At 66.9% G+C, this 21116-nt stretch carries 19 protein-coding genes; 9 read left to right on the forward strand and 10 right to left on the reverse strand.

Annotated elements, in window-relative coordinates; translation table 11 throughout:
• Nucleotides 1-11: 11 nt before the first annotated feature.
• From ACN20X_RS26320 to ACN20X_RS26365, 10 genes are all read right to left on the reverse strand, one after another.
• On the reverse strand, nt 12-800 hold the full coding sequence (locus ACN20X_RS26320; protein WP_279494349.1) for an amino acid ABC transporter ATP-binding protein: 789 nt from the start codon (nt 798-800) through the stop codon (nt 12-14).
• The gene (locus ACN20X_RS26325; RefSeq protein ID WP_012207336.1) at nt 781-1434 is read right to left on the reverse strand and encodes an amino acid ABC transporter permease; all 654 of its coding nucleotides are present in this window, start codon (nt 1432-1434) and stop codon (nt 781-783) included. Before ACN20X_RS26325 ends, ACN20X_RS26320 begins: the two co-directional genes overlap by 20 nt.
• A 131-nt stretch (nt 1435-1565) precedes the next feature.
• Complete coding sequence (locus ACN20X_RS26330; RefSeq protein ID WP_016445573.1) at nt 1566-2372, reverse strand: amino acid ABC transporter substrate-binding protein; 807 nt, start codon at nt 2370-2372, stop codon at nt 1566-1568.
• 208 nt (nt 2373-2580) lie between these two features.
• Complete coding sequence (pelG, locus tag ACN20X_RS26335; protein WP_432675296.1) at nt 2581-3954, reverse strand: exopolysaccharide Pel transporter PelG; 1374 nt, start codon at nt 3952-3954, stop codon at nt 2581-2583.
• Entirely contained in the window at nt 3954-5510 is a 1557-nt protein-coding gene (pelF, locus tag ACN20X_RS26340) for a GT4 family glycosyltransferase PelF (RefSeq protein ID WP_473210036.1), read from the reverse strand. Before pelF ends, pelG begins: the two co-directional genes overlap by 1 nt.
• Nucleotides 5507-6529 carry a hypothetical protein gene (locus ACN20X_RS26345; RefSeq protein ID WP_016445570.1) on the reverse strand — a complete coding sequence of 341 codons (1023 nt, stop codon included), beginning with the start codon at nt 6527-6529 and terminating at the stop codon, nt 5507-5509. The genes pelF and ACN20X_RS26345 overlap by 4 nt, the downstream gene beginning before the upstream one ends.
• Nucleotides 6522-7901 (reverse strand): PelD GGDEF domain-containing protein, encoded by a 1380-nt coding sequence (locus tag ACN20X_RS26350; RefSeq protein ID WP_016445569.1) that lies wholly within the window; start codon nt 7899-7901, stop codon nt 6522-6524. Before ACN20X_RS26350 ends, ACN20X_RS26345 begins: the two co-directional genes overlap by 8 nt.
• 22 nt (nt 7902-7923) lie before the next feature.
• On the reverse strand, nt 7924-8475 hold the full coding sequence (locus ACN20X_RS26355; protein ID WP_016445568.1) for a hypothetical protein: 552 nt from the start codon (nt 8473-8475) through the stop codon (nt 7924-7926).
• A gap of 25 nt (nt 8476-8500) precedes the next feature.
• The gene (locus tag ACN20X_RS26360; RefSeq protein WP_432675291.1) at nt 8501-12349 is read right to left on the reverse strand and encodes a tetratricopeptide repeat protein; all 3849 of its coding nucleotides are present in this window, start codon (nt 12347-12349) and stop codon (nt 8501-8503) included.
• Nucleotides 12315-15134, reverse strand: coding sequence for a bifunctional glycoside hydrolase/polysaccharide deacetylase family protein (locus ACN20X_RS26365; RefSeq protein ID WP_392443430.1), 2820 nt, complete (start codon nt 15132-15134; stop codon nt 12315-12317). Before ACN20X_RS26365 ends, ACN20X_RS26360 begins: the two co-directional genes overlap by 35 nt.
• Before the next feature lie 234 nt (nt 15135-15368).
• Here ACN20X_RS26365 and galE point away from each other — a divergent pair, with 234 nt between their 5' ends.
• The 9 genes from galE to tatB all read left to right on the forward strand — a co-directional run bounded on the left by galE (nt 15369) and on the right by tatB (nt 21068).
• Nucleotides 15369-16379, forward strand: coding sequence for a UDP-glucose 4-epimerase GalE (gene galE, locus ACN20X_RS26370; RefSeq protein WP_473210037.1), 1011 nt, complete (start codon nt 15369-15371; stop codon nt 16377-16379).
• A 76-nt stretch (nt 16380-16455) separates the two neighbouring features.
• Complete coding sequence (hisF, locus tag ACN20X_RS26375) at nt 16456-17256, forward strand: imidazole glycerol phosphate synthase subunit HisF (protein ID WP_013800786.1); 801 nt, start codon at nt 16456-16458, stop codon at nt 17254-17256.
• A gap of 244 nt (nt 17257-17500) precedes the next feature.
• Nucleotides 17501-17899: a phosphoribosyl-AMP cyclohydrolase gene (gene hisI, locus ACN20X_RS26380; protein ID WP_174538852.1), complete on the forward strand. Its 399-nt coding sequence runs from the start codon at nt 17501-17503 to the stop codon at nt 17897-17899.
• The gene (locus ACN20X_RS26385) at nt 17896-18309 is read left to right on the forward strand and encodes a phosphoribosyl-ATP diphosphatase (RefSeq protein ID WP_016445563.1); all 414 of its coding nucleotides are present in this window, start codon (nt 17896-17898) and stop codon (nt 18307-18309) included. The genes hisI and ACN20X_RS26385 overlap by 4 nt, the downstream gene beginning before the upstream one ends.
• Entirely contained in the window at nt 18306-18698 is a 393-nt protein-coding gene (locus ACN20X_RS26390) for a DUF4870 family protein (protein WP_013800783.1), read from the forward strand. The genes ACN20X_RS26385 and ACN20X_RS26390 overlap by 4 nt, the downstream gene beginning before the upstream one ends.
• A 19-nt stretch (nt 18699-18717) precedes the next feature.
• Entirely contained in the window at nt 18718-19749 is a 1032-nt protein-coding gene (locus tag ACN20X_RS26395) for a patatin-like phospholipase family protein (RefSeq protein ID WP_016445562.1), read from the forward strand.
• A 42-nt stretch (nt 19750-19791) separates the two neighbouring features.
• Nucleotides 19792-20154, forward strand: coding sequence for a histidine triad nucleotide-binding protein (locus ACN20X_RS26400; protein WP_016445561.1), 363 nt, complete (start codon nt 19792-19794; stop codon nt 20152-20154).
• Nucleotides 20155-20309: 155 nt separating this feature from the next.
• Entirely contained in the window at nt 20310-20549 is a 240-nt protein-coding gene (gene tatA, locus ACN20X_RS26405; RefSeq protein WP_016445560.1) for a Sec-independent protein translocase subunit TatA, read from the forward strand.
• Nucleotides 20550-20570: 21 nt separating this feature from the next.
• Nucleotides 20571-21068: a Sec-independent protein translocase protein TatB gene (gene tatB / locus ACN20X_RS26410; RefSeq protein WP_012207353.1), complete on the forward strand. Its 498-nt coding sequence runs from the start codon at nt 20571-20573 to the stop codon at nt 21066-21068.
• Nucleotides 21069-21116 lie beyond the last annotated feature (48 nt).

The raw sequence follows: 21116 nt of genomic DNA on the forward strand, positions 1-21116 counted from the left end.
CAGATGTTTTTTTACAACATGTTCTGCAGGAATGCCTGGGTCCGCGTGTGCTGCGGCGCCGCAAAGAATGCTTCCGCAGGGCCTTGCTCGACGATCTCCCCCTTGTCCATGAAGATCACGCGATTGGCCACTTCACGGGCAAAGCCCATCTCGTGGGTCACGACCAGCATGGTCATGTGCTCCTGCGCCAGCTCGCGCATGGTGCGCAGCACCTCGCCGGTCAGCTCGGGGTCCAGCGCGGAGGTGGGCTCGTCGAACAGCAGGATGTCGGGCTCCATGGCCAGGGCCCGGGCAATGGCCACGCGCTGCTTTTGCCCGCCCGACAGACGGTTGGGATAGGCATCGCGCTTTTCCAGCAGGCCCACCTTGTGCAGCAGCGCCTCGGCCTTGGGCACGATCTGCTCGCGCCTGAGGCCCTTGACGATGATGGGCGCCTCGATGACGTTCTCCAGCACCGTGAGGTGCGGGAACAGGTTGAAGGACTGGAACACCATGCCCATCTTGCGGCCGATCTGGCGGATCTGCGCCTCGGGCACGTAGTGGGCACGGCCGTCCGCGCCGCTGTCCACCAGCACCTCGCCCTCGACGGCGACACGGCCGCTGTCAATGGTTTCCAGGTGGTTGAGGCAGCGCAAAAAGGTGCTCTTGCCCGATCCCGAGGGACCTATGATGGCCACCACCTCGCCACGCGCCAGCTCCAGCGAAACGCCGCGCAGCACCGGCACGCCGCCAAAGCCCTTGCAGATGTTCTGCGCCGAGATCATGGTCTCGGGCGCGCTATCACGCGTCGTATTTGGCATGGCGTTTTTCTAGGTATTGGAAGATCCAGGTCAACACGAGAGTCATGACCAGATAGAAGCCTGCGGCCACCACGAAGGGCGTGATGGTGAAATCGCGCTGCACGATGCCGCGCGCCGCGCGCAGCAGGTCATTCAGGGCCAGCACGTAGATGAGCGAGGTGTCCTTGACCAGGGTGATGGTCTCGTTGCTCACGGGCGGGATGATGCGCGCCCACATCTGCGGCAGGATGATGCGGCGCATGGTCTGGCCGTAGCTCATGCCCAGCACCTTGGCGCCCTCGTACTGGCCGCGGTCCACGGACTGGATGCCCGCGCGGAAGATTTCGGCGAAGTAGGCGGCGTAGTTCAGCGCGAAGGCGACGACGGCGGCCGGGAAATCGGGCAGGCGCACACCGATCACGGGCACGAAGGGCAGCGCGAAGTAGATGAACAGCATCTGCAGCATCAGCGGCGTGCCGCGCATCAGCCAGATGTATCCGCCGACCAGCCGGCTCAGGGCGGGAAAGCGGGAGATGCGCATCAGCGCCAGCGACAGTCCCAGGGGAATGGACAGCGCCAGGGTGATGACGAAGAGCTTGAGGGTGACCAGGGCGCCGGCGGACAGCGGCCCCATGAGCGAGATTACATATTCCATCGAATGGCCTCAGTGCGGTGCGCGGCCCCGCCGGCATCGGCAGGATCCGGGCAGCCACGGGCGCGTGCGTCCCAGAACGCAAAAGACCGGCAATGCCAGGCTGGCCTTGCCGGTCGCATGGTGTGCCGGATTTACTTGATGATGTCCTTGCCGAACCACTTGGAGGCGATTTCGGCGGCCTTGCCGTCCTTCTTCATCTCGGCCAGCGCGGCTTCGAGCTTGCCCAGAACTTCGGTGTCTTCCTTGCGCAGGCCCACGCCGTAGTCCTCGGTGCCGAAGTTGTCCTCGAGCACCAGGTACTCGCCAGCCTTCTTGGCCACGTGGAAGCGCCCCACGACCTCGTCGACCACGACGGCGTCCAGGCGGCCGGCCGACAGGTCCATCAGCGCGGTGATGTTGTCGCCGAAGGTCTTCAGGTCCTTGAAGCTGGCGGCCACGGCGGCGTCCTTCTTGATGGCGTCCACGGCCGAGCTGCCATCCTGCGCGCCCACGACCTTGCCGGCCAGGCCGGCCTTGTCCTTGATGTCGGAGTCGGCGCGCACGATGATGATCTGGTGGTTCTCCATGTAGGGCGCGGTGAAGGCGATGTTCTTCTTGCGCTCTTCGGTGATGGTCAGGCCGTTCCACAGCGCGTCGACGCGCTTGCCGACCAGCTCGGCCTCCTTGGCGCTCCAGTCGATGGGCTTGAAGTCCACCTCCACGTTCATGCGCTTGGCGGCTTCACGCGCCATGTCGATGTCGAAGCCGACGATCTCGTTCTTGTCGTCACGAAAGCCCATGGGCGGGAAGTTGTCGTCCAGGCCGATCACCAACTTGGTCATGGCTGCCGGCACGGGGGCGGCAACCGGCGCGGCGGCGGTCGATGCGGACTCGTTCTTGCCGCAGGCTGCCAGCAGTGCAGACAGGGCCACCATGGCCAAGAGGGTGCGTTTTTTCATGGCTTAAAGCTTTGGAGTGGAAAAAGCGAAAGGCGGCGGCCGCTGCACGCAAGGTGCGCAATCGTTGTAATGAATGGTTCCTTGGCGGAACCTTTGTCTCGGTTGGGTGCCGGCGCCGAATCCCGTATTGTCGCGCAGACCGGCGCCCCCCGCCAACACGCTGGATCAAGACCGTGCAAATCGGCAAAGGGCGAGAGATGCCTGCCGGTCACTGCAGCATGAAGGTCTTGTACTCGAGCCGGTTGAGTTCGCGCGAGAGCATGAACAGGCCCACGCACAGCGTCACCAGCATGGCCAGGCAAAAGCCGTAGCCATAGAACGCGGCGCCCAGCGCCAGCGAAATGCCCGTGAAGGCGATGTTCAGCACCACCAGCAGCAGGCACAGCATGAAGACGATGCGCCGCTCGTCCAGATAGAAGAACACGTTGAGCACGGCCATCACGCCCACCTGCAGCCCGGCGCCGACCACCTGCACATGCAGCAGCGGCAGGTACAGCTGGGAGATGCCCAGCAACTGCAGGATGGCCGGTCCGGCCACCAGGGTGACGAGAACGGCCAGCGTCTGCACCTTGGCGATCTCGCCCAGGCCCGCCTGGATGGCGTAGACCATTTCGTTGCGCATGGACTCGATGTACTCGAGCGATCCGCCGCCGCGCACGGCATCGAAGAACTTGTCGTAGTACTCGACGAAGTCGGTCTCGATGCGCACCAGAAAGACCGCCATGCCCGGAATGATGGACAGGTAGGACAGGAACACCGGCAGGTCGTAGATCAGCGAGGCCCTGAGCCCGCCGATGATCTGCTGCGAGGTCGGCGGGTAGTACCAGAACATGAACTTGTCGATCCAGATGCCCAGGTTGTAGAGCACGCCGATGGCGATCAGCGCCGGAAAGATCAGCGAGCGCTGCGTGAAGTCGAAGGCGATCCAGCGCTTTTGCAGCGGAAAGCTGCGCAGCACGATCATCCACATGCCGGCCAGCAGCAGCACGTGGCCGATCACGAAGCTGGCCAGCAGCCCTTCCAGCCCCCAGTAGCGCAGCGGCAGCGCCAGCAGCACGATGAGCAGGTAGGTGGCGCCGAACAGCCCGGCAATGGCCCGGTAGTGCTTGAGGCCCGACAGCAGCACGGTCATGACCCAGACCACGCACATCAGCGTGAAGCCCGCCAGCATCAGCACGCGGTACAGCAGGCCCTGGCCCGGCAGCACCACGAAAAGCGCCAGCGTGCCCAGCGCGCTGGCAGTGGCCACCACGACCAGCAGCAGGCCATGCAGGTTGGGCAGGATGCTCTCGTCCTTCTTGAGGAACAGCTGGTCCGAGACAAAGCGCGTGAATGCCAGCTGCGCCGCCCCGGTCAGGATCAGGCTGCTGGCCACCAGGTAGGTGACCGAGGTCTGGAACTGCGTGACCAGCAGCGGCGGCGCCACCACGCTGACGCTGAACACCCCCACCAGCAGGATGCCGATGATGGAGAACACCCACGGCCCCGAGCCGATGACGCCCGCATAGGCGTAGGCCTGGAGCACGCTGGTCAGCGTGTTCTTGCGCAGCAGGTGGCGCAGTTCGAATCCAATGCCGGCCATCAGTGTTTTTCCTCGGACTGTTGCAGCGCCCTGTCATAGACCTGCCTGTAGCGCTCGAACAGCAGCCGGTCGGAGTAGTAGCGCTCCACGCGCGCAATCCCGGCCGCGCTGGCGGCCTGCCATTGCCCGGGCGATGCCAGCAGCTCCAGGCAGGCATCGGCCAGTGCCTCGAGGTTGGCAATGCCGACCACGCGCCCGCACGAGCCCAGGGCCTGGTCCTCGGGCCCCAGCCCGTCGATGAGCTGGCGGCACGAGCCCACGTCGGTGCTGACGACGGGCACGCCGGCGGCCTGTGCTTCGAGAATCACCAGGGGCAGCGCCTCGCTGATGGACGACAGCACGACCACGCCCACCTTGGGCAGCAACTCCTCCACCTTCTGCATGCCCAGAAAGCGTACGTTGGCCTGCAGGCCCAGGCTGTCCACGAGGTTCTGGCATTCATCGGCATAGGCCGGGTCTTCGGCCGTGGGGCCGGCCACCCAGGCCTGGGCCTGGGGCATCCGGTTGACCACGCGGCGCATGGCGCGGATGAAGGTCTTGATGTCCTTGATGGGCACCACGCGGCCGATCAGGCACAGCACGGGCGGCGTCCCAGCCGGCCGCTGGGCGCGCAGCGGCGCAAAGCGCTCTATGCGGATGCCGTTGGGAATGCTGACCGTGCGCTCTGCCGCCGCGCCATCGGCCACTTGGCGCAGGCGGTTGTTCTCGTACAGCGCAATGATGGGGTCGGCCGCGCCATAGCAAAAGCGCCCCATCCAGTCGAAAAACCGTATCCACATCTGCCGGAAGAACGACACCTCCATGGGGTCGCGCTGGAAGATGTTGCGGTTGTCGCGTATCCAGGTGCTCTGCAACAGGTCGATCTGCCGCTCCTTGGTATAGATGCCATGCTCGGACAGCACCAGCGGCAGGCCGCGCGAATGGTGCAGCAGCCCCCCCAGAAACCCCGCATAGCCCGTGGAGACCGTATGCAGCACGCGCACCGGGATCAGCCCGTGGGCGATGCGCGCCATCAGCCACAGCGGCTGCAGCATGATGCGCACGGTCCAGAAGAAGTCCACGAACGATGGATCGGTGCAGTGGCGCCGGTAGCTGTCGCGGATCAGGTCCCAGGCGAATTCGCTGTGCAGGAAATCCTCCAGCGGCAGGCTGCCGCCGGGCTGCAGTTCCAGCGCAATCGAGCGCATGGCCGCCAGCACCTTGGCCCGGCTTTCGGCAGTGCCGTCATGCGCCTCCAGCGCTTGCAGGAACTCCCGGGCCTTGGCCAGGGCTTCGGGATGGCCGCGCGAGGGCGCGGGCTGGATGTTGGAGTGCAGGGCGTCAAAGAGGAAATGCTGCTCGAAGTGCACCACGTTGGGCGGCAGCGCGTAGCGGAAATCGCCATAGTCCTCGCGCCGGCTTCCCAGGAAGACGATGGCGAAGCGGTGCTCGGGATAGGCCTGCAGGATCTGGTTGACCCAGCTGGACACGCCGCCGCTGACATAGGGAAACGTGCCCTCCAGCAGCAGCGCGATGTCCGCACTGGCCGCCGTGGGGAACTGGCTCGCACGGCTCATGAGGCACTCCAGTAGCGGATGCTGGGCTTCAGGCGCGGCAGGGCATGCTCGATGTCCAGCGATCGCATCAGCGCCTGCGCCTTGGCGAACTCGCGCCGCTCGAACAGCAGCTCGGCCTGGTAGGGCACGACGCGCGCGGGCTCCATGCCCAGCGCCAGCGAGCGCTCGTAGCAGGCCAGCGACTCCACCTGCCTGCCCTGCAGATGCAACAGCCGGCCACGGCGCAACAGCAGCAGCGCGTTGTCGGGCCGCTGGGCCAGCACCAGGTCGCAGTAGTGCAGGGATTGCTGGATGGCGTGGTCACGCACATCGCCCTGCGCCACGCCCTGGTAGACCAGCTCCGCATACAGGTCGGTGAGCGCCCGAGCCGCCTGCAGGCCGCGCGGCCCGCAGGGCGCATCGCCCTCGGACTGGCGGGCGTGCTCGAACAGCTGAAGCTCCTGGTGGATGGTCTTGCTGATCTCGCGCTCCTTGGCGTCCAGCATGCTGTAGGCCAGCAGGCGCAGGTCCTCGCTGGAATCGCCCAGCGCCGTGCGCAGCATGGGCGAGGCAATGCGCCCCGGCACGCTGCCCAGCGCCACCATGGCCCGCATGCGCGAGGCGACGGGCACATTGGGATTGGCCAGGAAGGACTGCAGGCCCGCCTGGCGGCGGCTGGTTCCGGACTGCTGGTGCGGGTCGAAATCGGGCAGGGGCATCACCGGAAAGCGCTGGCCACCGCGCGGGCCGCGCTGCGTGTGCAGCGCAATGGTGGCCACGACGGCGCCCAGGATGCCGGCCACCGGCACGGCATAGGCAAACAGCCCCATCAGCGCCACCAGGGCCAGGCGCTGGCGCACCGACCTGGCCGAGGTGGCCAGGAACGGCGCCAGGCACAGCGCCAGCAGGCCGCTGGCCAATCCATGGGCCATGAGATAGCCCAGCAGGGCGGCGTCCGACTGGCTGCGCAGCAGCCACAGGCTGCTCCAGGAGGCGATTTCCGCGGCCAGCGCGCCCAGGGCCAGCTTGAGGTTAAGCATGGCCCTGCCCCATCTGGTGCAGCCGCTCCAGCACGCTGATGGCCGAGCAGCGGTCCAGCAAGATGGTGCGCGGGAAGATGCCCGCATCGGCCAGCGAGGCCACGCCGCGCTGGGCCAGCCAGGCCTCGATGCGGTTCAGGTAGCCCTCGGCCGTGGCGTTGGTGCCCAGCGGCATGAAGATGGCCAGCAGTTGCCGGCCATCGCGCTCCTGCAGCCAGGAGCGGTCCAGCATGCGCTCCAGCCGCATGATCTGCTGGGCCATCTGCGCCTGGACGGCCGATGGCGACAGCTCCAGCGCCACCACCACGCTGCTCAGGCGCGCGCTGCGGTTCACATGCTCCATGCGCTGCACCTCGAAGGCGAAGTGCGGCGGGCAGTCGGGATAGGCCTGCAGCAGCGGTGCGGCCAGGCTGTTGGCGGCCACGCTGTCGGTGTAGTAGCCCAGCAGCAGGTTGATGGTCTGCAGCGCTTCTTCCTGCAGTGCGAAGAAAGGCATTTCCTCGACCAGCAGCAGGCCGTAGATCTCGCCCTCCAGGTCCAGCATGGGCGCCACGACGATGTACTGCGTCTGCTGGCCTTGCGCCATGCTTTGCGAGATATGGCACAGCACATGGCTGTCCAGCGCCTGGCGCACCAGCGGGTCATGGACATGGATGGGTCGCTCGCCGCCCAGCTGGGCAATGGGCGTGGGGTCCAGCACATCGTTGCGCACGGGCACCAGGCTGGCCACGCTGATCTGGCTGAAGCGCGCCAGCAGGTTGAGCAGGCTTTGCGCATCGCCCTCGGCGCCGCTGAGGCCGCTGAGCACGTTGATGGCGTCGCGCATGGACACGGGACGGCCTATGAGCTCCTGCTCGAGGCGGTCATGCGACAGGCGCAGAAGGTAATGCTGGCGGATCAGTTGCTCGGTGCGCTGGTCCATGTAGTTCTGCGCCGTGCGCGCACGGCGTATGCGCGCGCGCCACAGGCTGGAGATCTCGCCCACGACCATGACCAGGATCAGGCCGCCCAGGAAATACTGTTCGGGAAACAGCGACAGATCCCGCTGGTTGACGCCCAGCCATGCCAGCAGCAGCACACCGGACGCCGACAGGCCGGCAACGGGCCCGTAGCGCAGGGCCACGACCACGGGCGCCAGCCAGGCCCAGGGAAACTCCGCCTCCACCCACAGGGGGTTGGCGGGGTTGGCCCACATGCCGACCAACAGGGCCAGCAACGGCAAAAGCAGCGTCTCTCCCACCACCACCCAGGGCTTGGCGCTTGTCTGCACAAGCAGGCCCAGGGGCGAACCCCTGAATTCCGCGGCAATGCCGGCTCGGCGCGGTGCATCGGGATGCGGTGCCGCCTTGGGCGTGGTGGCTTGGTCTGGCATGGAAAATCGTTCCTCGATGCGCTTATCGGGCGTTGGCCAGGCCCGTGCCCAGCAGATTGCGGATCAGCTTCTGGCCCACGGCGGCCAGGGCCTCGCGGCTCCAGCCGCTTTGCGCGCCCGCGCCGCTCCACACGGTGGCGCCGGTGCCCACGTCCACGATCTCCAGCGTCACGCCCACGGCCGGTTCGCCATCCACTCCGACCTTGTAGCGCCATTCGTCCACCGCGCCCGTCAGCGCATAGCGCACGCCTTCGCCGCGCGCCCAGGCCAGGGCGTCCTCGCGGCGCTTGGCGTCGCGGCCGTCGAACAGCGTCTCCTGCAGCGCATCGCCCGTGTAGCGCTTGACCTGGCCCACGCCGCGCGCATTGATCAGCGCCGTGGCGATGGCGGCGGCGCGGTTGCCGGCCATGGGTGTCTCGGTGTGGTTCTCGAAGGGCAGCACGGCCCAGCTGGCGTTCGTCTCCAGCGCGGGCGCCGTGCCCCGGTCGATGGTCGAGCAGGCAGACAGCAGGCCGACAAGGGCCATACCCGTGAGCACGCGAAGGCGGGAGGCAAAAGAAGTGCGGTGTGTCATGGAAAGGCTCCTTGAAGTCTTCGGATCAGTAGTGGAGGCGGTAGGTGAGCAACAGCTCGCGGGTATTGCCCACGGTGTTGATGCCCGACTTGGACAGGTTCAGGCCCAGCGCGAGGTGGTCCGCGCCGAACAGGCTGGTGGCCAGGCCCATGCCCAGCTCGTAGCCCGCGCCGTTGATGCTGTGGTGCGTCAGGGCCAGGCTGGCATAGGGCCGCAGCGCGCGCGTGTATTGCTGCTCGTAGCCCGTGTTGAACATCATCTGCAGGCCCGAGAAGCGGAAGCTGCGCGGCAACAGATAGTCGATGGTGGGATCGTTGAACGCAGGCAGGTAGCCCAGGATGGCCGCATTCCTGCCCTGCAGCAGCGCCGGGTCGGTGCGGCTGTAGCGGTGCCAGGAGGTGAAGGCGCCGAACTGCAGGGTGGGTGCCTCGCTGCGATAGGTGTGCAGGTATTGCAGCATCGCATGGTTGCCGGAGCCCACGCGGACGCCGCTTTGCACGCGGTAGCGCTCCGATGCCAGCTCCAGCGTGATCTGGTCCAGGCGCGAGAGCTGGTAGCTGCTGCCCAGCGACACGCGGTCCTTCATGCCGCCCATGCGCATGGCCAGCGTTTCCTGCGTGGCCAGGTGCCGGCCCAGCGATGCCTGCAGGCTCCAGCGGCTGTCCACGTTGTAGGTCTGCGTGAACTGCATCGGCGTGTAGCTCTCCAGGCTTTCGCGCCGGCCCAGCATGAACTCGCTGGAGGCCGACTGCGTCTTGCGCGTCAGGCGCAGGCCGATGCCCCGCTCCTGGGAGGGTCCGCGCACCAGGGTGCTTTTGTTGACCGTGCGGCGCACGTCCTCAGCATCCAGGTCCAGCGCCCAGCGGGGGTTGAGACCCACATGCCAGCGCAGCCGCGAGACCTGCTCGTCGATGGCGTCCATGCGGCGATTGCGCAACTGCAGGCCGCCGTAGTCGCTGAAGGCCAGCAACTGCTCGGTCAGCCCCAGGTGAAGGGGATCGTCGTCGGGCTGGTAGGCCATGCTCTCGAAGCCCGCGGTCTGCGCCAGCCGCACATCGCCCACCATGGCCGCCGCGTTGATGCGGTCGTAGCGCGGCAGTGCCTCGTCATGGCGCTGCAGCAGCTGCCCGGCCTGGGCCACATCCTTTTCCGCCAGGGCCACCGTGATCTCGGCCCACAGCGGTGCGCTGGCACTCTTGCTGCGGCTGCGCGCGTACTGCTGCCAAAGGTAGCCGCGCTCGGCCTGGTATTCGCCGCGCTCCTGCAGCCAGGCGATGGCCAGCTCGGCCGCAGCAGCGGAATGCTCGCGGCGCCCGCCTTCCAGGTCCATGCGCAGCAGCTCGCGCATCAGGGCGAATTCGGCATCGCCCTGGGTATGAAAGAGCATGAGCCGGCTGCGTGCCTGGCGCTGGACCTCGTCCAGGCCCTCGGCGGTCAGCCAGCGGCGGGCCGCATCGGCCGAAGGGCCCTGCTGCGCACGCGTGCGCGCCTTCTCGCGCTGCCACAGCTGCTGCCTCAGGTTCCAGGCCTGGTCCGCCTGCTGGTTCTGCTCCAGCGCGTCCGCGTACTGCATCATCCACAGGAAGTCGTCGGCATGCTCCGTGCGGTGCGGCTTCAGATACCGCTCCAGCGCAACGGCCGGGCGCGACAGCGTCATGTAGGCCGCCGCCAGGGCGCCGTGCATGTCGGCATCACGTGCCCACACGGGCTCGGCCGCCGCCAGCAGCAGCTTGAGGGCCGCCGCGTTCTGCGTGTCGATCAGCAGCCACATCAGGCCCTGGCGCAGCGGCGTGGAGCCGGGGTCCAGCGCCAGGCCCTTCTCGAAGGCTTCCATGGCCTTTTTCGGCTGCGCAGTGCGCTGGTAGTAGGCGCCCAGGATCTGGAAGAAGGTGGGCTGGCCCATCAGGCGCTTGAGCAAGGCCGGGTCGGCCATGATGCGCTCGACCTGGCGGCCGATCTGCGTCCAGTCCTCCTGGTCCTCCAGCAGGTAGAAGGCCTGTGTCAGATGGCGCACGTCCTGGAACTGCTCCCAGGCATGCAGGGACATCTGGGCCGCCTCGCGCCGGTCGGTGCGCTGCAGCAGGCGGATCACTTCGTCGTAGTCGCTGATGCCGGCGTGCGGCGTCTGCAGCAGGCGGCGGTAGGCCTTGAGCGTCAGCGCCTCCTGGCGCTGGTCCTGGGCCAGGTCGCCCAGCAGGCGCCAGTACTCGCCTTCGTCCTGCATGCCGGCCGGAACGCGCGTCTGTGCGTCTTCCAGCCAGCGCAGGCCCAGCGCCGGCTCGCCCTGCAGCAGCGCGAGCACGGCGGCGGGCATGACATGGGCCGGCGTGCGCTGCTCGGGATCGCTGAGCACGCGCTTCCATGCCTGCAGCGCCAGCGGCGGACGGCCTGCGCGCTCAGCCAGCTGGGCCAGCAGAATCTGCGACTGCGGCGTACTGCCGTGCTTTTGCAGATAGTCGATGGCCGCGCCCGGCTCGGCCTGGCGCTCATAGGCCTGGACCAGCGCCTGCAGCAGCGCGGCATCCTGGGGACGGCGGCTCAACTGGTGGCGCAGGCCGGCAATCAGGGCGCGGTCGTCGAACAGGCCCGGCGCCAGGCGCATCACCGTCTTCCAGGCATCTTCACGGCCCGTGTTCTGCGCAATGACCAGCCAGTTGTCCAGGGCCTGCTGCTGCTGCCCCATCCATTCGGACACCTGGGCCAGGCGCTCGCGCCAGGCCATGTCCTGCGGCGCCTGGCGCACCGCGGCCGTGGCCACGCGCCAGGCGTCCTCCAGATTGCGGTTCTCGAGGAACACCTCGTAGCCCAGCTGGTAGGTCTTGTCGTCAAAGGGCAGGCCCGGCGGCGGCTTGCGCGCGGGGTCGGCCGTGCGCAGCATGCGCCAGCCCGGGGCGGTCCAGGCCACGGGCTGCAGTGCCCAGGCGCCGTCGTCGGCCACTGCGGACGCTACGGCCGGGCCTGCTCCCGAAGCGCCTGCCACCTGCACCTGCCATTGCTGCAGCAGGGACAGCTGCAGCAGCCGCTTGGCATAGCGCTCGGCCTCGGCCCGGTTGCCGGCCGCGCGCGCCAGGCCGATGAGCCTTCGCAGCGTTTCCGGGTCGCTGCCCAACAGTTCTTCCTGCTGGCGCGCCAGCGCCAGCGCTTCGCTGGCACGGTTGCCGGACTGCAGCACCTGCAGGGCCTGCCAGAGGTAGGCGCGCGACTGCTGGACGTCCTCGGTCGTGGCGCTGGCCTGGCGCAGCAGCCGCGCCGATTCCTCGTACAGCGACATGCCCAGCGCCTGCCGCGCAGCGGACTCATAGACCTGCGCCTTGCGCGCGGGATCGGCCTGGCGCTCTGCCACGTCGTCGTAGATGCCCAGGGCCAGCGGTGCGTCCTTGAGTACCAGCGCCGAAGAGGCCAGGTACAGCGCCTGCTCCTGGGTCAGACCCGCCAGCGGGACCTCCTTGAGCGCCTGCATCACCTGGAGCGCCAGGGCATCGGCCTGCCCTCCGGCGCGATGGTCCTGCTTTTGCGCCTCCAGATAGTTCTGGTAGGCGGCCTGCCAGCGCTCCCAGGCCTGGACGGCGGCGCTGGGCAGCGCCTGCTTGGCTGCCTCTTCGCGCGCCAGCTTGATGGCTTTCAGGCGCTCCTCCTTGGCCTTGAGCAGGGCGCGCAGGTTTTCATTGCCCGGGTCGCTCTTGAGCAGGTTGCTCAGGTAGTTGTAGGACAGCTCGGAATCATCTCCGGTGACGGAGAGCCGGCGCTCCAGATCCTGCTTGGGAAACAGCATCCACAGGGCGCCACCGATCAGTACCGCCAGCAGCACGATCAGCCAGAAGGGAACCGTGACGGGGCGCTCAGAGCCCCCGGCATTGCGCTTGGAGTTCAACACTGTGATGGGTACTTCTGAAGGAACGGAGGTTGGAGCTGCCCGTATCGGCACCCGCCACGGCAATGAGGGGATTGGCGGCGTTCAGGGAACTCAGCGCACAGCCGGACGGCAGGTGCATGCGCAGCTCCAGCGGCACATGGCCCTGCAGGGTCAAGCGCACGCCGCCATCGGCCTGGGGCAGCCATTGCGTGAGCCGGGCATTGGCATCCACCAGATAGGGGCGCGCCGCGGAGGCGGCCGCGCCTGCGGCATCCTGCTGCACCAGGTATCCGGCGCCGCCGGCCAGGTGAAGGTAGTTTCCGTCCGTGCCCTTGGCATAGCCGGCGATGCCGCGGCTGGCAGCCATGGACGGCAGGGCCATGCCGGGCGGCATGCGCAGCGTGCGCAACTGGCCCGGGCCCCGCAGGCGCCAGCCCTGCGCGTCGCGGCCGATGGCGAATTCGTAGAAATCCTGCACCTTGCGGATGTACTCGGAGCTGTAGACCGGGTTCAGCCGCTGCGCCAGCGCCCACTGGTAGACCTTGTGCAGGGCCTTGATGCTGGCCTGCTTGCTGGCGGAGTAGGAGTGGTAGTAGATGTCCACGGCCTTCATGCGCCGGGGCGCGTCGGTCATCTCGAAGGTTTCGATGACGCGCTCGAAGCCGTAGAACGGCCCGTGCCAGAGGTTGGTGTAGATGTTCTCGTTGGTGACGGGCGCATAGATCTGCAGATGGCCGCCCTTGCGCAGGCCCCAGCTGCGCACCTCCGTCAGAGAGGGATTGCTGCGCGTGATGGCCGTGTCGCCGCCATTCATGTTGAGCAGTCCCGCCGCGTCGGAGATGGCCAGGGCCTCGGCGCTGGGCGCCGTGTTGCCGGTCCACAGGAACACGTCCACCGGCTTGCCGGGCGGCGCCAGGCGCTTGCGGATGTAGTCGACCGAGCCATTGATCTCCCGGTTCATGTCCATCTGGTAGCCGGGGATGTGGAGGTTGAGGTTCACCTCCTTGCTGTCATCCCCGTCGGGCGCTGCCCCGGGCTCCCAGAAGAAGGGATGGGAATAGGAATGGCTGGCGATCTCGACATGGGGCATGGCGAAGATGCGCTTGGCAATGCCCTCCAGCTGGTCGGCCCATTGCGGATACAGGCCCTGCGGCGAGACTTCGGCCTCGATGACCGAGATGGTGTGCGGAATCCTGTAGCGCTCCAGGATCTCGCGGCGCAGCACTTCGCCCGCGAAGGGCGTGCCCGGCAGCTCGGCCTTGGAAGGAAAGCCGTCCCCGTCCACATGAGCCAGCAGCAGGCGGCGGCCGTTCTCGGTGGTGACGTCGGGCACCGGAAAGTCCTGCAGGCGCAGCGCCTCGCGCAACAGCGCGAAGGGGTCGATCACCCAGCGCGACTGGTCGGTGCCCGGCATGCCCACCACCACATAGGGCATGAGTGCAAAGCCGCCCCAGGGCGTGATGGCGGCCGACACGAAGCGGCGCCCCCGCTTGTCGTCGAAGGACAGCAACTCGCGGCTGCCCCTGGCCATCTGCGGCGTGAACTCCCAGCCTTCGTAATCGTGCGCTGGCTCGGCCGGCTGTATCTCGAAACCCATGACCGGCGCCTTTTCGGCGCGCCGCAGCGGGAACACGGGTGCCGCTTCCGTGCTGCGCGTGCCCAGGGCGGCCGACATGGTGCGGTCCTGTGACAGGCCCAGCGTATTGAGCACCAGCAGCGGCATGCCCTGCTGCACCTGGTTGGCCAGCCACTGCCGCACGCTTTTGGCCCGCATCTCGGGCACCGCGCCGCCGAACCAGCTCACCACGCCGGCATAGCGGTCACGCGCCACGCCTTCAGGCAGGGGCTCGCGCACATCGGCGTAGTCGGCGACGTAGCCCATGTAGTTCAGGGGCATTTCCAGGAAGCGGTGCGCCGATGCGCCGTTGATGGACGGATAGTCGGCACCGTTGTAGAGAATCAACACCCTGCGCGCCACCGCCTCCACCTGGCCTATGCCCAGGGTCTGCAGCCCGGCATCGGAAACCCAGGGGATGATGCCCAGCTGCGCAATGCGGCGGGCGGTCTCACGCGTGGCGTCGCGGTCATGCGGGGCCACGTAGTCGATGGACAGCACCGGCAGGCGGTCGCGCTCGCGGATGGTCTGCAGTTGCTGCAGCAGCCATTCGCGGTCTTTCTCGGGCACGTTCACATAGCGCTTGAGGCTGGCATCCCAGCCCCGCAACAGCGACTCGGCCGCCACCATCTGTACCTTGTCCCTCACGCGCGGCACGATCTCGAAGCCCCGGTTCAGGATCAGGCGGATGCCGGGATAGCGCTGGTGCAGCGTCTCGATGACGCGCACCAGGCCGTCCTGCTGGGCCTTTTCGTCGAAATTCGTGGCCAGGCGGTAGGAGTCCAGCGTGTCCAGGAAGAAGCCGCGAAAGCCCTGCTTCCACAGCGGCGCGATCACCTCGTCGGCAAAGAAGGCGGGCCACTGCGCGGGTGTCTGGTCCAGGACGATGGACTGCCAGGCGCCGTTGCGCGCCATCTTCCAGGCCTCGGGAATCTTGCCGAAGTAGGCGCGCTCGGGCAGCACCTCGGCCACGGAAGCGTAGGCATACAGCTCGCTGCCCGGGGCCTGCTTGCGAAACCGGACCGGGTCATAGCCATGGCCCGGCTCCACGACGGCAATGTCGTAGAGGCTCAATTCACTGAGCGATGCCTTGTTCCCGTAATAGACAGCCACCGCGGGTTCGGCAGCCTGCACCACCCAGCCGCACAGCAACCCCCAGCAGACCAGGCAGCTTCGCAGGAAACCGTTCATGGCCTTCTCCTCAGGGCGTGGTGATGCCCCATCAATTCATAGTTTTTATGCATCAAATTTCTTAACAATTTGATGAAAGCTATCGTCAATCCGACGAAAAGCGGGCCGAGCATAACGTTGTTTGTCTACAAATGTGTTTTCTCCCTACTTTTGTGCTCAGCCCACTTGAACCCGAGGAAAAGCTGGGTTATTGCGATACTAGGCACGCCAAAAAATCACCAATGAGAGGTATTCATGATCCTGGTCACAGGCGGCGCCGGCTTCATCGGCTCCCACACCTGCGTGGAGCTGGCCGCCGCAGGCGAGCCCTACCTGATCTACGACAACTTCAGCAACAGCAGCGCCGACGTGCTCGACCGCATGGAACGCATCACGGGCCGGCGCCCGCTGTGCGTGGAAGGCGATGTGCGCGACCGCGCCGCGCTGGACCGGCTGTTTGCCGAGCACTCCATCCGCGAGGTGATCCACTTCGCCGCACTCAAGGCCGTGGGCGAATCCGTGGCCCAGCCACTGCGCTACTACGAACACAACGTGGGCGGCACGGTCGCCCTGCTGCAGGCCATGCAGGCGGCGGGCGTGCACAGCCTGGTGTTCTCCTCCTCGGCCACGGTCTACGGCGACCCGGCCAGCCTGCCGATCCGCGAGGATTTCCCGCTGTCTGCCACCAACCCCTACGGCCGCAGCAAGCTGTGGATCGAGGAAATGCTGGCCGACCTGGACCGCGCCGAGCCCGGCCAGTGGCGCCTGGCACGGCTGCGCTACTTCAATCCCGTGGGCGCCCATGAAAGCGGCCTGATCGGCGAGGACCCACGCGACATCCCCAACAACCTCATGCCCTATGTGTCGCAGGTCGCCATCGGCCAGCGCCAGCAGCTCAGTGTCTTTGGGGATGACTACGCCACGCCGGACGGCACGGGCGTGCGTGACTACATCCACGTCACCGACCTGGCGCGCGGCCACCTGGCGGCGCTGCGCCATCTGCGTAAACAGCAAGGCCTGCTGACGGTGAACCTGGGCACGGGGCGCCCGGTCTCGGTGCTGGAGATGGTCAAGGCCTTCGAGCGCGCCAGCGGCCGCCCCGTGCCCTACCAGATCGTGGCGCGCCGCCCCGGCGACGTGGCCCAGTGCTGGGCCGACCCCGCCGAGGCCGAGCGCCTGCTGGGCTGGAAGGCCATGCTGGACCTGGACCGCATGTGCGAGGACGCATGGCGCTGGCAAAGCCAGGCCGCAGGTCTCAAGCGCTGAACCCCGCAGCGCCTGCGGACGCCGAGGGCGTGGTATCTTTTCGCCCTTGTTTCACGCCCTAGCCACGAGTCTGCCCATGCTTGCCAAACGCATCATCCCCTGTCTTGACGTCACGGGAGGGCGCGTCGTCAAAGGCGTGAACTTCGTGGAGCTGCGCGATGCGGGCGACCCGGTGGAGATCGCCGCGCGCTACAACGCCCAGGGCGCGGACGAGCTGACCTTCCTGGACATCACGGCCACCAGCGATGGCCGAGACCTGATCCTGCCCATCATCGAATCGGTGGCCAGCCAGGTCTTCATTCCGCTGACCGTGGGCGGTGGCGTGCGCACCGTCGAGGACGTGCGCCGCCTGCTCAACGCGGGCGCCGACAAGACCAGCTTCAACTCGGCCGCCATCGCCAATCCCGATGTGATCAATGCCGCCTCCGACAAGTACGGCGCGCAGTGCATCGTCGTGGCCATCGACGCCAAGCGCCGCACCGCCGAAGACGAGCAGCGCATCGGCGCCGACGGCCGCGCCGCCGGCCCCGGCTGGGATGTCTACAGCCACGGCGGACGCAAGAACACCGGCCTGGACGCCGTGCAGTGGGCCGCAGAAATGGCGCGCCGCGGCGCGGGCGAGATCCTGCTGACAAGCATGGACCGCGACGGCACCAAGTCCGGGTTCGACCTGAAGCTCACGCGCGCCGTCAGCGACGCCGTGCCCGTGCCCGTGATCGCCTCCGGCGGCGTGGGCTCGCTGGACGACCTGGCCGATGGCGTGACCCTGGGCGGCGCCGACGCCGTGCTGGCCGCCAGCATCTTCCACTATGGCGAATTCACCGTGGGCCAGGCCAAGCAGCGCATGGCCGAGCGCGGCGTGCCCGTGCGCCTCTGATACGGCGCGTCGGCGGACTCCTTCATTTCAGTTTTCCATGGCGCTCGCGCCGCCCACAACCCATGAAACCGGCGCGGCCCAAGGGACCAGGGACAGCGAGCAAGGGCCGCCCCGCAGCAAGGCTGTCGTCTCCCTCCCGCGCAGCGAGAGAGGGGGAAGGCGCGAAGCGACTCAGGGGGTGTATTTTCAATCCAGGCAATTCCTGACAATGCTGTCACAGGGATTCCAACCCAGGATATTCACAATGCAGGCAATGAACTGGCTAGATCAAGTCAAATGGGATGCGCAGGGCCTGGTGCCCGTGATCGCGCAGGAAAAGGACACGGGCGACGTGCTGATGTTCGCCTGGATGAACCGCGAGGCCCTGGCCAAGACGGCCGAGCTGGGCCGCGCCGTCTATTTCAGCCGCTCGCGCAACAAGCTGTGGTTCAAGGGCGAGGAATCGGGCCACGTGCAGACCGTGCACGAGGTGCGCATCGACTGCGACAACGACGTGGTCCTGCTCAAGATCACCCAGACCGGCCACGAGCCCGGCATTGCCTGCCATACGGGGCGCCACAGCTGCTTCTACAGCGTGCTGCGCGATGGCCAGTGGCAGGCCGTCGATCCGGTCTTGAAAGACCCCGAATCGATCTACAAATGAATTCCACGAACATGAACGACACCGCAAGCACTTCCTCGCAGGACGCCCTGGCGCGCCTGGCCGCCGTCATCGAAAGCCGCAAGCCCGCCAACGGCGGCGACCCCGACAAAAGCTACGTCGCCCGCCTGCTGCACAAGGGCCCGGATGCCTTTTTGAAGAAGATCGGCGAAGAGGCCACCGAAGTCGTCATGGCCGCCAAGGACGCAGACCATGGCGGGGACGCCGGCAAAATCCTCTACGAAGTGGCCGATCTGTGGTTCCATAGCATGATCGCCCTGGCCCACTATGGCCTGACGCCCGCCCAGGTCGTCGCCGAGCTGGAGCGCCGCGAAGGCACCAGCGGCATCGAGGAAAAGGCGCTGCGCAAGGCCCAGGAACGTGATGTGAACGAGAAAGGACCGCTGCCATGAATGACGATTACATCGAAGTCCGTGCCCTGGACCAGTCCCGCATCGAAGGCCTCAAGGCCTGGGGCTGGGTCAGCTACCTGCTGCACCTGGTGGTGGCCGTGGCCGCCGTCGTGCCCGGCGCCCAGCCCAGCATCGCGCTGCTGGTGATCGCCCTGATCATCGACCTGGTCAAGCGCGGCGACGCCGAAGGCAGCTGGATGGCCAACCATTTCTCGTGGCGCATCCGCAGCGTGATCTGGGCCGGCATCCTGTACCTGGTCACGGCACCTCTGTGGCTGCTGTTCTTCGTGCCCGGCTGGATCGCCTGGACGGTGATCTCCATCTGGTTCCTGTACCGCATCGTGCGCGGCATGGTCGCCATGAACCGCAACCAGGCCGTGGACCGCTGAAGCCGCCGGCCCGCCCGCCATGTCCTCCACCCCGACCTGCAAGATCAACCTCGCCCTGCAGGGCGGGGGCTCGCACGGCGCCCTGACCTGGGGCGTGCTGGACGCACTGCTGGAAGACGGCAGCCTTGTCTTCGACGGCATCAGCGGCACCAGCGCCGGCGCCATGAATGCCGTGGCCCTGGCACAGGGCTTTGCCCAGGCCGCGCGCCAGGAAAGCGATCCTGTGGCCGCCCAGGCGCTGGGCGCCCAATTGGCCCGCGCCTCGCTGACCGAACTGTGGGAAGGCGTGGGCACCATGGGCAGCCTGATGTGGGGCGCGCCATTGCCGGGCAGCCCCTTCATGGGCGTGCTCAACCAGTTCTTCTCGCCCTACCAGACCAACCCGCTGGACATCAACCCGCTGCGCAAGCTGCTCGAACGGGTCGTGGATTTCGAGGCGCTGACGCGTCCGCCCGTGGAGGGCGTGGTGCCCAAGGTCTTTGTCTGCGCCACCAATGTGCGCACAGGCCGGGGAAGCATCTTTTCGGGCAGAAGGCTCAGTGCCGACGCGGTCATGGCCTCGGCCTGCCTGCCCCAGCTGTTCAAGGCCGTGGAAATCGATGGCGAGCCTTACTGGGACGGCGGTTTCTCGGGCAATCCCGCCCTGTATCCCCTGATCTACGGCACGGCGTCCAGCGACATCCTGCTGGTGCAGATCAATCCCATCGAGCACACCGACCTGCCCAACACGGCGGCCGACATCATGGACCGCATGAACGAGGTCACCTTCAACGCCGGCCTGCTGTCCGAGCTGCGCGCCATCGAATTCGTCAAGCGCCTGCTGGAGCAGGGCAAGCTGGACCCGGCACGCTACAAAAAGGTGCTGCTGCACCGCGTGGACGGCGGCGCGGTGCTCAAGGGCTACGGCGCCTCGACCAAGACGCGCTCGGACATGCGTTTCGTGCGCGAGCTGTTCGAGCTGGGGCGCGAGCAGGGGCAGCACTGGCTCCAGCAGCACCGCAGCGACATCGGCGTGCGCCAGACACTGCACATCAACGACAATTCACCCTGATTTTTCGATCCACCGCCAGCTTCCCAGGACTCCCGTAGCGCCATGCACGACCACGACCCGAACTGCCTGTTTTGCCGCATCATCAAAGGCGAGATCCCTTCCCGCAAGGTCTATGAAGACGATGAAGTCTTCGCCTTCCACGACATCCATCCCGGCGCGCCCATCCACTTTCTGATGGTGCCCAAGAAGCACATCCCCTCCATGGCCCAGGTCCAGGCCGACGACGCTGCGCTGCTGGGCCGCATGATGGTGCTGGCGCCCCGCCTGGCCGCCGAGCAAGGCTGCAATCCGTATCCCGACGGCGGTTTCCGTCTGGTGGTCAACACGGGCACCGAGGGCGGACAGGAAGTCCACCACCTGCACATCCATGTCATGGGCGGCCCCCGCCCCTGGCTGAAGGGCTGAAGCCTTTGCTGGACGCAGGCTAGCGCGCAAGATGGCCCGCCTCTTGCTTGCGACTTCTGCGTACATGCGCCGGCCGAACGGCTTTTGTGGGGCCTTGCGAACTGCCGCCATGGCCCGGCGTCTAAAATGATCTGCAATTCTTAGGAGAGATTCTCATGGGCTCGTTTTCCATCTGGCATTGGCTGATCGTCCTGGCCATCGTGGTTCTGGTGTTCGGAACCAAGAAGCTGAAGAACATCGGTTCCGACCTTGGCGGTGCAGTCAAGGGCTTCAAGGACGGTGTGAAGGACGGCTCGACCTCCACCGACACCCCCGCAGCTGCCCCTGGCCAGGTTGCAGGCCAGACAGCCACCGACAAGGCCACCATCGACGTCGAAGCCAAGCAAAAGAGCTGATGCTCCGCACGCCAAGCCTCCATGTTTGATATCGGTCTGTCCAAGATGGCGCTGATCGGCGCCGTGGCTCTCGTGGTCATCGGCCCCGAGAAGCTGCCGCGCGTGGCGCGCACCGTCGGTACCCTGCTGGGCAAGGCCCAGCGCTACGTCTCCGATGTGAAGGCCGAGGTCAACCGTTCGATGGAACTCGACGAGTTGCGCAAGATGAAGGACACGGTGGAAGGCGCGGCGCGTGACGTCGAGCAGTCCATCCACACTTCGGCCGCCAATTTCGAGAAGGACTGGAACGAGTCCACGGCATCGCTCAACGGCACGTCTTCCTCGTACGACTCCTCTTCCTACGGCTCGGACAGCGATACGTACAGCGCCGTGGCGCCGGCCTACCGCCACCCGGGCAAGAACTGGCGCCTCAAGCGTGCTGCCGTGCCCCAGTGGTACAAGGCCCGGGCCGGCGTGCGCACCAAGGCGCAGTCGGGCGCGGCGCGCGTGGCGCGCTTTCGTCCCCAGAAGTCCCGCTGAAGATGCTGGCGCGCAGCGGGCCACGAGGCAACCGGCCCAGCCTCTGCC

The organism is Delftia sp. PX-1 (genome assembly GCF_055797465.1).